The sequence below is a fragment of the Fusobacterium varium genome, from assembly GCA_021531615.1.
Classification (GTDB): domain Bacteria; phylum Fusobacteriota; class Fusobacteriia; order Fusobacteriales; family Fusobacteriaceae; genus Fusobacterium_A; species Fusobacterium_A varium_C.
In genome coordinates, this window is record JADYUE010000056.1 from 1 (window position 1) to 12,997 (window position 12,997).

Below are 12,997 nucleotides of genomic sequence, written 5' to 3' on the forward strand. Positions count from 1 at the left end.
ATCATAAAAATTAAACTTTAAGCTAGCTAATTTTTTATAGAATTTGATCAGCTGAGTAAATACACTAATTGAAAGAGAGAGGATATCACCATCCTCTCTCTTCTTATTAACTATTCTGCTAAATCTGAACAACAGATATTTTTATCTGAATCTATCTCTACCATTATACAATGCCCAGCAAAATAATCTGGATAGCAGTAGAAATAAACTTCCATACTTATTTTATCTTCATCAAAAATAATATTTACAGTTTCAGGATATAAGTTTTTTAAAAATTTCTCTTTCTTTATAGGTAAATAAACTTTTTCATTATCCTCTACAAGATAACATCTTCCATCTTCTCCTTCAACTGGTATTCCACTACTAGCCCATTTTTCAGCAAGGGAGATAATTCCACTTTCTAAAAGTTTCTCTTCTAATTTTTCTCTATTTTCCTCTAACCATTTTAAATTCTCTTTTATCTCTTCTAACTTTTCATCTAACACTAACTCATCTTCAGAAATTATACTTAAAGCAACTTTATCTCTATTAAAGATGCTAAATAGAGTTTCATAACTATCCTCTGTATCAAAGAAATCTTCAGTTTTTAAAGTCTCAAAAGTTTTTTTATCCTCATATATATCAAATTTCATATTCAATTTTCTTAAAAAGAAAAGTGTCCAAATATCATTTGGTGCTAAAGAGTACGAGTTTTTAAAATATTCTAAAGCTTTCTCTTTATCATCTAAATAATAGTAGTTATGCCCCATTCTATAATGCCAAAGAGAATCATTTTTTCCTTGCTCCTCAACTGAAAGCAGTACATCTATTGCCTCTTGATACTTTCCTTGCCCATTTAATGCCCTTGCTAAATATGTTTCTACCTCATAATCTCTTTTATTAGCAGATAGGGTTTTAATCTTTTCTACAATTTTATTGTACTCACCATTTTCAATAAATTTATCAAATTTTTCAAATAATATTCTACTCATATACTCTCCTTAATATATACTTATTATAATATTTAATTTTTTATTGTAACATCTTTTATAAAAATCTAAAAGTCCCTCATAACAGAATATAATCTCATCAAAAATATCTTCAGCCACTGCTTTTTTCCATCTATTTGGATAGATTTTAGCTTTATCATACTCTTCAAGATTTTGTTCTTTCACAAGAGCGTCAATATTTACTTTTTCTAAAGCATCTATTATCTCTGGCAACTCACTATATTTACTAACCTTTAAAATCTCTTTAATACTATTGGTATTAGCTAATTTTTCCTTTCCCATAATAGCTTCACTTAATTTATTCTCTTTTATTGGATTAAAAGCTGATTTTTTAGTAAGAAAGAAATGAAGAGCATCCCACATCTCATCAACATCACAAATATCACAAGTTTCATTTTCAGAAAGTTCCTCTATCTCATCTATTATCTCATCACAATCCATTTTTTTCATTTTCTTTAAAACATTATCGTCTACAGCCATATATTGTGCTAGCATTTCCTTTTCTCCTTTTTGTCCGTTTTCTTTAATTTTATCATAACTATTATTAATAATCTATTAGCTATCTTAAAAAATCTATTCTTTTGTGCTAATATATTAAATATAAAATTTTAATTAAGGGGGAGTAAAAATGGATTTAAATTTTTTATTAGATGATATTATAAAAAATAGAAGAGCTCTTCACCAAATACCTGAAACTGCTCTTGAAGAGTTTAAAACTAAAGAATATCTTAAAAACTATCTAATCTCAATAGGATTAGAGCCTCAAGAGATTGTTGAAACTGGATTATTTGTTTACATCGAAGGAAAGGATAAAGAGAATTGTATCGCATTTAGAAGTGATATTGATGCTCTAAATATAAAAGAGGAAACAGGAGCAGAATTTGAATCAAAACATGTTGGTAAGATGCATGCTTGTGGACATGATGGACATATGACTACTCTACTTGCCTTTGCTAAATATCTTACAACTATACAACCACTTGAAAAAAGTGTCCTTCTTATTTTCCAACCTGCTGAAGAATCTCCAGGTAGAGCAAAGGATATTGTTGAAACTGGATTATTAAAAAAATACAATGTTAAAGCTATCTATGGAATACACCTTTTCCCTGAACTTCCTGAGGGAACAGTAGCAAGTAAAGAAGGACCATTCTTTGCTCAAGCAGCTTTAATGACTACAACTATTACAGGAAAAAGTGGACATGGAGCTATGCCTCACAAAACAATAGATCCTTTAATGGCATTTACTAAAATTGTAGATGGATATCAAACTATTGTTTCAAGAAATCTTTCTCCATTTGATCCTGGAGTTGTAACTATTGGTAAATTCTGTGGTGGTTCGGCTCAAAATATAATTGCTGATACAGTTAATTTCTGGGGAACTATAAGAACTTTTAAAGAGGAAAATACTGAATTTATTATTGAGAGAATAAAAGAAATTCATAGAGGAATTGAGCTTTCTTATAGAGTTAAAATTGATGAAAAAATAGATATTGTATATCCACCAGTAGTAAATGATAAAGAGCTTTATAAAAAATTTGTTGAAACTATGAAGAATATGAACTATGTTGAACATGAAGCTTTAACTATTTCTGAAGATTTTGCTTATTATCAAAAAGAAGTTCCAGGAATATTTATGCTTTTAGGAACTAGAAGTGAAGAAAAAGGATTTATCCACCCTCTTCATAGCTGCCATTTTAATTTTGATGAAAAGGTACTTTTAAAAGGGGTAGAAGCTTTTGCTAGAATTTTAGAAAGCCATAACAACTAACACTTGATGTTAGGAGAAATTAATTTTTGATTAAATATATAAATACTTTATTAATAAAAAGAGAGTAACAGTTTAAAAGCTACTCTCTTTTCTATTTTACTCATTTGTTATCTCAATAAAAGTTTCAATCCTTGCACCAATAAATCTGATAATCTCTTTTAACTCTTGTGGACTTGTTTCAAAACCTTGGTTAAATAAATCTGAGTTTCTTCCCCTTAATTTTAGAATATCAAGAATAGTTGTTGTCAGTTGCTCTGCTTTTTCTGTCTTTAAAACAAAAGCCAACTCATATTGATCTGAATATTCTTTAGAGAAAAGTTTAAATATCTTATCTATTGTCAATTTTTTCTCATAGATAATTTTACAAACCCAACTATCTATCTCTTTTTTCTGAGCCTCTAATTTATCCTTTTTAGCATAGTAAATATAGATACACTCTTTTTTCTCAATCTCTTTATCTTTGCTTGAGTTTAATTCCACTCTCTCTAACTCTTGATCCTCTATTATCTTTTTATAGAATCCCTCTAATGGTTTCTCAAGTATCCCTTTTTTTCTTAAACTTTCAAGTCCATTTTTTACTGCACTAACTAAACTTGTTTTTGTTTGATTAGCACCACCATTACTTATATGATACTCTCTTACAAGCTCAATTATATCCTCTCTCTTTTTCAATTCATTGCTTTTTAATAGCTTCGGAATAAAAGTTTCAACCATTTTTGCATTTAAAATTACACCAGCATACTCATATGTAGTATTCATCTTTCTCACCCTGATATTTTAATATAAATCTTTATTTTTGCAACTATCTATCATGTTACTTGTATCTTCTTTTTCAATAGATATAATTTCTATCTCTGAATTTTTTTGTTTTTTTACATAAAGTTTATCATAGAAGAATAGACAGATAAATGATATTACTAAAGCTCCAAAACTAGCTCCTATACTTTGATACTCTGAAGCTCCAAGTTTACTTGCAACAAGATACCCTAAAATCATTGCTACTGCTGGAAAAACATAGGCTATTGAAGCTGCCTTTATAACTTTTCCTGCTGATATCTCAAAAGTAACTGTATCCCCTATCTCAGCTTTTTTATCTGTTACAAATTCAAAATCTTTACCATATTTTCCCTCTCCACTACAACCACTGCAATGAGAACATGCTGTATCCTTATATAGTTTTACAAGAATTTTATCTCCATTTATTGCCTTTACAATTCCTTTGTTAACCACTTTTTTCACCTCTATAATCTTAAAAGTTTTATGCTTATTTTTAGATTATACCATAAAAAAAAACTTTAAAAAAGCTAAAGGTATATTTCTTGAAAACTATTTTTCTCTATGATACAATATAAAATAGTTTATAAGTAAATTAATGAAGAGGTAAGAAGTGAAAAAGTTGCTTTGGTTTCTAAAATTTAGATACATCTATATTTATTTTCTTTTATATATGGTAGCAGATTATTTTTTCAAAGGCAGAGTAAGTGAACTAGGCATTTTTAGTTTTATTGACTCTTATTTTGGGATAGTAGTTTTCCCTTTAATTATAATACTTCTTTTCTCTATACTTTTCCCTTTTATAACTAATAAAACTAAAAAAATGTTATTAAGTGTAAGGTTATACTGCTTTTTTCTATTATCTGTTAGTTGCATCTTATTATATTTAATGTATATTTTAAAACTTCCTTTTGCTGAAACAATAGCAGATGATGAAATTATAAAAGAATTTTTTCAACTTTCAATTTACAAATATAAAATTGGTTTAGTAGCAACATATGGTTTTTATCTATTATTAACAAATGTAATGTTTAAATATCTTTATATAGGATTAGGAGTCATTATCTTTTGTACTACATTTTTAATTGTTGCTAAAGCTATTAATAGAGGAATTTCAAAAATGTATCACAACTATAAAGAGAAAAAAAGAATAGCTAGAGAGGAGCAACTTATCAGAGAACAGATAGCTATTAAAGAAGCTCTTGAAAAACGTGAAGCAATGATGAAAGAGAAATTAGAACAGGAAAAAGAAAATAAAATTAAAGAGAGAGTAGAAGAGGTACTATTAAATAAAGAACTTATTTTGGATAACTCTACAACTGAAGTTGAAAATATTCCTGAAGAGGAAGAAGAGAAAAAAGTTACAAAAAGTTTAGATCCTAATAAAAATCTATCTCAAGAAAAGATAGAAAATAGAAATAATCCACCTGAAAACTCTGAAAGATTTAATGATAATTTTAATCTTTTTACTATCAATGATAACTCTAAAGAAAAAGATAAAAATGGAAATATATTAGATGAAAATATTAAAAATGATGGGATAGATAAAATAAATGAGAGAGAACTTTTAAAAATAATAAAAGAGAAGGAAGGAGTAAAAAATGATACTAGCATCAAAATCTCCAAGGAGAAAAGAGATTCTTGAAGATATGGGATTTAATTTAAAAATAGAGGGTGCTGAAATTGAAGAGATAAGTGATGAAAAAGAGCTTACTCTAAAAATTATGGATATTGCTAGAAAAAAAACTTTCTCTATTGCTGAAAAATATCCAACTGAATATGTTGTTGGAGCTGACACAATAGTTGAAGTAGATTGTGAGATAATTGGAAAACCTAAAAATAAAGAGGAAGCATTTAAAACATTGAAACTCCTTTCAGGTAGAAAGCACAATGTAATCACTGCTTATAGTTTTATAAATATCTCTAAAAATATAGATATTACAAATTATAATATTAGTGAAGTTTTCTTTAGGGAACTAGATGAAAATATGATAAAATGGTATATAGAAACTGGTGAGCCTATGGACAAGGCAGGTTCTTATGGAATACAGGGAAAAGGTGCTGCTTTTGTTCAAAAGATAAATGGTGATTTCTTTAGTGTTATGGGATTTCCTATTGGAGATTTCATAGAAAAAATCAGTGAAATTGGAATTAGTTTAGAAGAGATTAAAAATATTTAACTATAATATTTAATTAACTTAGAGGTGAAGAATGAAAAAGTATTTTAATAAATTTTTAGGTTTTTTCTCTGAAGATTTAGGAATTGATTTAGGGACATCAAATACTTTAATCTGTGTTAAGGACAAGGGAATAATTTTAAATGAACCTTCTGTTGTTGCTATTAACACTAAAACAAAAGATATTTTTGAAGTTGGAGAAAGAGCTAAACTGATGATAGGGAGAACTCCTAACAACCTAGATACTATCAGACCATTAAAAAATGGGGTAATTGCTGATTATGAGATAACAGAAAAAATGTTGGGTTCTTTCTATAAAAGAGTAAACCATAGCAAGTTTTTATCTAGTCCTAGAGTTATTATCTGTGTTCCTGCTGGAGTTACTCAAGTTGAAAAGAGAGCTGTTATAGAGGTTACAAGAGAGGCTGGAGCAAGAGAAGCATATTTAGTTGAAGAGCCTATGGCTGCTGCTATTGGAATAGGATTAAATATATTTGAACCTGAAGGAAATATGATTGTTGATATTGGTGGAGGAACTGCTGAACTTGCTGTTATATCTCTAGGAGGTATAGTTAAAACTTCCTCTTTTAGAGTAGCTGGAGATAGATTTGATGCTACAATTATCGACTATATTAGACAAAAACATAACCTTTTAATAGGAGAAAAAACTGCTGAAGATATTAAAAAACATATTGGAGCAGTTATGGAGTTAGAGGAAGATTTATCTATTGATATCAGTGGTAGAAATGCTTTAAATGGACTGCCTAAAGATGTAAAAATTTACTCTTCTGAAATTGTTGAAGCTCTTGGAGAACTATTACAACAAATTATTGAAGAGATCAAAGTTATTCTTGAAAAAACACCACCTGAATTATCATCAGATATTAAGAGAAGAGGAATCTATGTAACTGGTGGAGGTGCTCTTCTAAGAGGAATAGATAAAAAGATATCAGAAAGTTTAAATCTAAATGTTACAATTGCTGAAGATCCTTTAAACTCTGTTATCAACGGTATTCAAACTTTACTACAAAACTTTGATACTTACAGTAAAGTTTTAATCTCTCCTGAAATAGATTATTAATTTTTAAAAGAAAGAAGGCTTTATATGAAAAGATTGTTTTTGATTTTTCTTATGTGTTATACCTTTTCATATAGTAACTATCTCATTAGCAATAGTGAGATAGTTCTTTTTTATGATAAAACTACAAATAATATTCATTATATTAAGGGGGATATTTTCCAACCAGTTAATATCTCTAAAATAGAGGGTAAAATTATCCTTGATGGTGATAAGATTCTATCTTTAAAAGATTATCCAGTTGAGGCTAAAATTGTTCCTGAAACAAATATTCTTCAGCTTTTCTATAAAGTTAATGGAAATAATATTATAGTAACTATTTTTCCTTCTATGATTGAAAAAAATAGATTATTTTTCAGTGTGGATCTAGGAAAAATTCCTAATAATAAAACAGTAGACTTTGCTTTTCATATAGTTCCACAGAGAGATAATGATTTTGTAGAGTATATTAGAGAGACAAATTCTTTTAATTACAGTGATAATATCTCTTTTAAATCTGAAAATTATGGTGGTAGAACATTTATTGCTAGAGATAATGTTATTGAAAATTTTTTATTAGAAGAGGTAAATGAAAAAACTAAAAAATATCAAGATGATAATCTCTACTATATTATAAGTGATGTTAAAGAAAATAAACCTATCCTTTTCTCCTTTGAGTTCTATGATGAATTTAAAGATAATAGATATATTACTCCAAATATGGTAGCTAATCAGGAATTAGATTATTGGTTAAAAAAACAATTAACTTCTAAAAGAAATACAAAACATAATAAAGTAACTGAAGATGTTTTAAAAAACTTAGATTTAGTAACTTCAAGAGCTGTTATTCCTGATTCTATATCATATAATGACAGTAGAGAGAACTTAACCAATAAAATACAACTCTTCTATATTTTAAGTAAATTTAAATCTAATTTTGATGGTAGTAAAATTTTTGCAGATATTAACTTGAAAAAAAGTGAAACTGAAAGTGCTGAGTACTACACTTATGTTTTTAATTATATGAAAAACAATGGAGAAAAGTTTGATCCTAAATATTTTAATTGGAAGATTAGACCTGAAGTTCTATCGATGGTGGACTCTATTGAAGATAGTGGAGAGATTTTAGATGGAAGAGATAATATTTTTAACTACTATACTCAATATAATTTGATAGATATTATCTCTAATTTAGATGATTTTCAAGAGGATAGAGAGTATATTTTAGAAAGAAAAAATCTATTATATGACTTTATTTTAAAAAATTATGTTACAAGAGATGGTTTAAAAACAAGAAGAGGAAATGAAAAGAGTAATCATAAAAACATTGCATATATAGGTTTTCTTCCTAAAGATCAACAAAAGAAAATCCTTTTATCTGATTATAAAAAATATTATAATAAAGAGGTTGGAGTATTAAAAGAGAGATCTGAAAAGAAAGTTGATATAAAATATAATCTTGAATTTATTATTAAACTATATGAAAACAATTTAAGAGATCAAGGAGATAATCTTTTAAATAATATTGAAAAGATTATCTTAAACAATAATTGCTATATAACTCCTAAAATAAATTTGAATGGAGATAATTATGCAGCAATATATGGAGAGATGATATACTTATATCTTACAGCAATAGAGTTTAGGGAGAATAAAAATGAGTATTCAAAATAAAATAGAGGCTATTCTTCTACTTGGGGGAGATGAGATAAAGATAAAGGATCTTTGTAAATTCTTTTCTCTTTCAATAGATGAGATTATGCCAATAATTGATGAGTTAAAAAGAGCTAGAAAAGATAGTGGAATAAATATAGAGATCAATGGTGATTTAGTTTATTTAGTAACTAATCCTATATATGGAGAGGTTGTCAATGAGTTTTTTGAACATGAAGCTAAGCCTAAAAAACTTTCTGTTGCATCATTGGAGACACTATCAATTATAGCTTATAGACAACCAATTACTAAAAGTGAAATAGAAGCTATTAGAGGAGTTTCAGTAGATAGAATTATACAAAACCTAGAGGAGAAAAAATTTGTAAGAGTTTGTGGAAAAAAAGAGGGAACTGGTAGAGCTAATCTCTATGAAGTTACAGAAAAATTCCTAACATATATAGGTTTATCTTCTATTACTGAACTACCAAACTATATTGATATAAAAGGGAGAATTGAAGAAAATGGAAGAGATGAGGATAAATAAGTATCTAGCCTCAATTGGAATAGCTTCAAGAAGAGAGATTGACAGATTGATTGATGAAGGAGCTATTAAAGTAAATGGAGAAAAAGCAACAGCTGGTATAAAAGTTTCAGATAAAGATGAGATTTATATCAAAGGAAAAAAGGTAAATAAAAGTGTTGAAAGAAAAGTTTACTACCTTTTAAATAAACCTCTTGATGTTTTAAGCTCTGTAAAAGATGATAGAGGTAGAAAAACTGTTGTAGATTTGATAAAATGTAAGGAGAGAATATTTCCAATAGGAAGACTTGATTACAATACATCTGGACTTATGATTTTAACTAATGATGGAGAGCTATTTAATAGAATTATCCACCCAAAGGCAGAGATATACAAAGAGTATCGTGCTAAAGTTTTTGGAGAGATAAAAGATGAGTCTATCACAAAACTTAAAAATGGAGTAAAATTAGAAGATGGTATGACTCTACCTGCCTATGTTACTCTTTTAAAGAGGGAGAAAGGGAAAAGTGAACTTTTAATTTCTATAAGAGAGGGAAGAAATAGACAAGTTAGAAGAATGCTTGATGCTGTAAATCACCCTGTTATTACACTAAAAAGAGAGAAGATTGGAAAATTATCTTTAGGAAATCTTAAATTAGGAGAGTACAGGGAGCTTACAACTGAAGAAGTGAATTATTTGTATTCATTATAAATATTATTTTTAGGAGGAAAAAATGGCTTTAACAAAAGAAGAAGTTTTAAATGTTGCCAAATTGGCTAGATTAAAATTTTCTGCTGAAGAAATTGAAAAATTTCAAGTAGAATTAAATGATATACTTGGATATATTGATATGTTAAATGAAGTAGATACAGCAGAAACAAAAGCTTTAGTACAAGTAAATGATGAAGTAAACAATTTAAGAGATGATGAGGTTAGAGAATCTCTATCAACTGAAAAAGCTCTTTCTAATGCACCTGATTCTGGAGATGGAGCAATAATCGTACCTAAAGTTGTTGGGTAATATTAAATTATATAAGTAAAAATCAAGGAGGATTTTTTCAATGGAAAATTTTTATAAATTATCTGCCTTTGAAATTAAAGAAAAGATTTTAAAAGGGGAAATCAAATCAGAAGATGTAGTTAAAGATATATTTGAAAGAATTGAAAAAATAGATAATAAAATAGGAAGTTTTGTTAATCTAAGAAAAGAGAAAGCTTTAGCTGAAGCTAAAATAATAGATGAAAAAATTAAAAATGGAGAGAAAGTAGGAGCTCTAGCTGGTATACCTGTGGCAATAAAAGATAATATGGTATCTGAAGGAGATATAACTACTGCTTGTTCAAAAATACTTTCAAACTATACAGGAGTATATGATGCTACTGCTGTTAAAAAATTAAAAGAAGCTGATGCTATTATCATCGGTATCACTAATATGGACGAATTTGCAATGGGAAGTACTACAAAAACTTCTTATCATAAGGAAACTAAAAACCCTTGGGATCTAGAAAAAGTTCCTGGAGGAAGTAGTGGAGGAGCAGCAGCTTCTATTGCAGCTCAAGAAGCTTTCCTATCTCTAGGATCAGATACTGGAGGAAGTATTAGACAACCAGCTTCTTTCTGTGGAGTTGTAGGGTTAAAACCAACTTATGGAAGAGTTTCAAGATATGGACTTATGGCATTTGCTTCATCTCTTGATCAAATTGGAACTATTGCTAAAAATGTAAGAGATATAGCTCTTTGCTTAAATGTAATCTCTGGTTCAGATGATTATGATGCTACTGTTTCAAGTAGAGAAGTACCTGATTATACAGAGTTTTTAGGAAAAGATATTAAGGGAATGAAAATTGGAGTTCCTAAAGAATACTTTATTGATGGAATAAATGAAAATGTAAGAAAAGTTATAGATGAAGCTTTAGAGAAATTTAGAGAATTAGGAGCTGAAATTGTTGAGATCTCTCTTCCTCATACAAAATATGCTGTTCCTACTTACTATGTTATAGCTCCTGCTGAAGCAAGTTCAAACCTTGCAAGATTTGATGGAGTTAGATATGGATATAGAAGTGAAAATATAAAAGATGTTAATGATCTTTATGTAAACTCAAGAAGTGAAGGTTTTGGAGATGAAGTTAAGAGAAGAATAATGATAGGAACTTATGTTTTAAGTGCTGGTTTCTATGATGCTTACTTTAAGAAAGCTCAAAAGGTTAGAGAACTAATCAAAGAAGATTTTGATAGAGCTTTTGAACAAGTGGATATGATATTTACTCCAGTATCACCAAACACTGCATTTAAACTTGATGATAAAAAATCTCCTATTGAACTTTACCTAGAAGATATTTTCACAATTTCTGCTAACCTTGCTGGAATCCCAGGTATCTCAATCCCTGCTGGATTAGCTGACAATATGCCTGTTGGAATTCAACTATTAGGTAAACCTTTTGGAGAGGGAGAATTAATACAAGCTGGAGATGCTTTTGAAAAAATTAGAGGAGAATGGAAGCTACCTAATTTAGACTAGGAGCTATCTGTTAGAAGGAGATAATAAAATGAGAGAATGGGAATCAGTTATAGGATTAGAAGTTCACCTTCAATTAAAAACAGGAACTAAAGTTTGGTGTGGTTGTAGTGCTGACTATGACAATGCTGATGCTAACACTCATACTTGTCCAATCTGTTTAGGACACCCAGGTGCACTTCCTAAATTAAATAAAAAAGTTGTAGAATATGCAGTAAAAGGAGCTCTTGCTCTTAACTGTAAAATAAATAATGAGAGTAGCTTTGATAGAAAGAACTATTTCTATCCTGACACTCCTAAAAACTATCAAATTACTCAATTTGATAAATCTTATGCAGAAAAAGGATTTCTTGAATTTAGTTTAAATTCTGGAAGAATGGTAAAAGTTGGAATTACAAAAATTCAAATAGAAGAGGATGCGGCTAAATCAATTCATGCTGAACATGAATCACTTATCAACTATAACAGAGCATCTATACCTCTAATTGAGATTATATCTGAACCAGATATGAGATCATCAGAAGAAGCTTATGAGTACTTAAACACTTTAAAAAGTACAATAAAATATACTGGTATCAGTGATGTTTCTATGGAACTTGGTTCTTTAAGATGTGATGCTAATATCTCTGTAATGGAAAAAGGATCTAAAGTTTATGGTACTAGAGTAGAGGTTAAAAACCTTAACTCTTTTAAAGCTGTTGCTAGAGCAATAGATTACGAAATCGGTAGACAGATAGAAACTATTGAAAATGGTGGAGAGATTCACCAAGAAACTAGACTTTGGGATGAAGAATCTCAAACTACTAAAGTTATGAGAAGTAAAGAGGAAGCTATGGATTATAGATACTTCCCAGAACCAGATCTTTTAAAACTTGTTATCACTGATGAAGAGGTAGAAGCTATTAGAGAACTTATGCCAGAATCTAAAACTGATAAATTAAATAGATTTATCAATGATTATAAGATCCCTGAATATGATGCTAATATTCTTTGTGAAGATATTGAACTTGCTGACTACTTTGAAGCAGTTACTAAAGTTTCTGGAAATCCAAAACTAAGTTCAAACTGGATAATGACAGAAGTTATGAGAAACTTAAAAGAAAAGAATATCACTATTGAAAACTTCTCTATCTCTGCTGAACACCTTGGAGAGATAATAGCTCTTATTGAGAAAAATGTTATCTCTACAAAAATAGCTAAAGAGTTATTTGAAATAAAATTAACTGATGATAGAGCCCCTGAAGTTATTGTAAAAGAAAAAGGAATGGTTCAAGTTGCTGATACTGGAGCTATTGAAGCTATGATTGATGAGGTTATTGCTTCTAATGAAAAAATGGTAAATGACTATAAAAATTCAGATGAAGGAAGAAAACCAAGAGTATTAAAAGGACTTATTGGACAAGTTATGAAACTTTCTAAGGGTAAAGCAAATCCTGGAATGGTAACAGAGTTAATGACTCAAAAATTAAGTAATCTGTAACTACTCAGCTATGTAGTTTACAAAAAATTAAAAATCAGCTAAAAATTAGGAGAATTTGCTTA

Annotated in this window: 14 protein-coding genes; 10 read left to right on the forward strand and 4 right to left on the reverse strand. The window is 28.7% G+C overall.

What is annotated here, in order from left to right; translation table 11 throughout:
• Positions 1-110: 110 nt before the first annotated feature.
• Both I6E31_11625 and I6E31_11630 read right to left on the reverse strand, forming a co-directional pair.
• Positions 111-971 (reverse strand): DUF2262 domain-containing protein, encoded by an 861-nt coding sequence (locus I6E31_11625; GenBank protein MCF2640609.1) that lies wholly within the window; start codon positions 969-971, stop codon positions 111-113.
• A gap of 9 nt (positions 972-980) precedes the next feature.
• On the reverse strand, positions 981-1,484 hold the full coding sequence (locus I6E31_11630) for a DUF1877 family protein (protein MCF2640610.1): 504 nt from the start codon (positions 1,482-1,484) through the stop codon (positions 981-983).
• Positions 1,485-1,617: 133 nt separating this feature from the next.
• Here I6E31_11630 and I6E31_11635 point away from each other — a divergent pair, with 133 nt between their 5' ends.
• The gene (locus I6E31_11635; GenBank protein MCF2640611.1) at positions 1,618-2,757 is read left to right on the forward strand and encodes an amidohydrolase; all 1,140 of its coding nucleotides are present in this window, start codon (positions 1,618-1,620) and stop codon (positions 2,755-2,757) included.
• 96 nt (positions 2,758-2,853) lie between these two features.
• On the opposite strand, the gene I6E31_11640 is transcribed toward I6E31_11635, so the two are convergent.
• Together I6E31_11640 and I6E31_11645 are read right to left on the reverse strand one after the other, a co-directional pair.
• Positions 2,854-3,516 carry a hypothetical protein gene (locus tag I6E31_11640; protein MCF2640612.1) on the reverse strand — a complete coding sequence of 221 codons (663 nt, stop codon included), beginning with the start codon at positions 3,514-3,516 and terminating at the stop codon, positions 2,854-2,856.
• An 18-nt stretch (positions 3,517-3,534) separates the two neighbouring features.
• Entirely contained in the window at positions 3,535-3,987 is a 453-nt protein-coding gene (locus tag I6E31_11645) for a SoxR reducing system RseC family protein (GenBank protein MCF2640613.1), read from the reverse strand.
• A 157-nt stretch (positions 3,988-4,144) separates the two neighbouring features.
• Here I6E31_11645 and I6E31_11650 point away from each other — a divergent pair, with 157 nt between their 5' ends.
• The 9 genes from I6E31_11650 to gatB are packed head-to-tail and all read left to right on the forward strand — an operon-like array spanning position 4,145 to position 12,935.
• Entirely contained in the window at positions 4,145-5,176 is a 1,032-nt protein-coding gene (locus tag I6E31_11650; protein ID MCF2640614.1) for an ABC transporter permease, read from the forward strand.
• On the forward strand, positions 5,133-5,711 hold the full coding sequence (gene maf, locus I6E31_11655) for a septum formation protein Maf (GenBank protein MCF2640615.1): 579 nt from the start codon (positions 5,133-5,135) through the stop codon (positions 5,709-5,711). Before I6E31_11650 ends, maf begins: the two co-directional genes overlap by 44 nt.
• Positions 5,712-5,742: 31 nt before the next feature.
• Positions 5,743-6,789, forward strand: a complete 1,047-nt coding sequence (locus tag I6E31_11660; protein ID MCF2640616.1) for a rod shape-determining protein — start codon at positions 5,743-5,745, stop codon at positions 6,787-6,789.
• Between the two features lie 24 nt (positions 6,790-6,813).
• Positions 6,814-8,439 carry a hypothetical protein gene (locus I6E31_11665; GenBank protein MCF2640617.1) on the forward strand — a complete coding sequence of 542 codons (1,626 nt, stop codon included), beginning with the start codon at positions 6,814-6,816 and terminating at the stop codon, positions 8,437-8,439.
• The gene (gene scpB / locus I6E31_11670) at positions 8,423-8,962 is read left to right on the forward strand and encodes an SMC-Scp complex subunit ScpB (GenBank protein ID MCF2640618.1); all 540 of its coding nucleotides are present in this window, start codon (positions 8,423-8,425) and stop codon (positions 8,960-8,962) included. The genes I6E31_11665 and scpB overlap by 17 nt, the downstream gene beginning before the upstream one ends.
• Positions 8,940-9,650, forward strand: coding sequence for an rRNA pseudouridine synthase (locus I6E31_11675; GenBank protein MCF2640619.1), 711 nt, complete (start codon positions 8,940-8,942; stop codon positions 9,648-9,650). Before scpB ends, I6E31_11675 begins: the two co-directional genes overlap by 23 nt.
• 22 nt (positions 9,651-9,672) lie before the next feature.
• Positions 9,673-9,960, forward strand: a complete 288-nt coding sequence (gene gatC, locus I6E31_11680) for an Asp-tRNA(Asn)/Glu-tRNA(Gln) amidotransferase subunit GatC (protein ID MCF2640620.1) — start codon at positions 9,673-9,675, stop codon at positions 9,958-9,960.
• A gap of 40 nt (positions 9,961-10,000) precedes the next feature.
• Positions 10,001-11,458 (forward strand): Asp-tRNA(Asn)/Glu-tRNA(Gln) amidotransferase subunit GatA, encoded by a 1,458-nt coding sequence (gene gatA, locus I6E31_11685; protein MCF2640621.1) that lies wholly within the window; start codon positions 10,001-10,003, stop codon positions 11,456-11,458.
• Between the two features lie 28 nt (positions 11,459-11,486).
• Complete coding sequence (gene gatB, locus I6E31_11690) at positions 11,487-12,935, forward strand: Asp-tRNA(Asn)/Glu-tRNA(Gln) amidotransferase subunit GatB (GenBank protein ID MCF2640622.1); 1,449 nt, start codon at positions 11,487-11,489, stop codon at positions 12,933-12,935.
• Positions 12,936-12,997 lie beyond the last annotated feature (62 nt).

Excerpts from the sequence above, each read along its gene's own strand:
- I6E31_11625 (MCF2640609.1), bottom strand. The coding sequence starts at position 971 with ATGAGTAGAATATTATTTGAAAAATTTGATAAATTTATTGAAAATGGT.
- I6E31_11630 (MCF2640610.1), bottom strand. The coding sequence starts at position 1,484 with ATGCTAGCACAATATATGGCTGTAGACGATAATGTTTTAAAGAAAATG.
- I6E31_11635 (MCF2640611.1), top strand. The coding sequence starts at position 1,618 with ATGGATTTAAATTTTTTATTAGATGATATTATAAAAAATAGAAGAGCT.
- I6E31_11640 (MCF2640612.1), bottom strand. The coding sequence starts at position 3,516 with ATGAATACTACATATGAGTATGCTGGTGTAATTTTAAATGCAAAAATG.
- maf (MCF2640615.1), top strand. The coding sequence starts at position 5,133 with ATGATACTAGCATCAAAATCTCCAAGGAGAAAAGAGATTCTTGAAGAT.
- I6E31_11660 (MCF2640616.1), top strand. The coding sequence starts at position 5,743 with ATGAAAAAGTATTTTAATAAATTTTTAGGTTTTTTCTCTGAAGATTTA.
- I6E31_11665 (MCF2640617.1), top strand. The coding sequence starts at position 6,814 with ATGAAAAGATTGTTTTTGATTTTTCTTATGTGTTATACCTTTTCATAT.
- scpB (MCF2640618.1), top strand. The coding sequence starts at position 8,423 with ATGAGTATTCAAAATAAAATAGAGGCTATTCTTCTACTTGGGGGAGAT.
- I6E31_11675 (MCF2640619.1), top strand. The coding sequence starts at position 8,940 with ATGGAAGAGATGAGGATAAATAAGTATCTAGCCTCAATTGGAATAGCT.
- gatC (MCF2640620.1), top strand. The coding sequence starts at position 9,673 with ATGGCTTTAACAAAAGAAGAAGTTTTAAATGTTGCCAAATTGGCTAGA.
- gatA (MCF2640621.1), top strand. The coding sequence starts at position 10,001 with ATGGAAAATTTTTATAAATTATCTGCCTTTGAAATTAAAGAAAAGATT.
- gatB (MCF2640622.1), top strand. The coding sequence starts at position 11,487 with ATGAGAGAATGGGAATCAGTTATAGGATTAGAAGTTCACCTTCAATTA.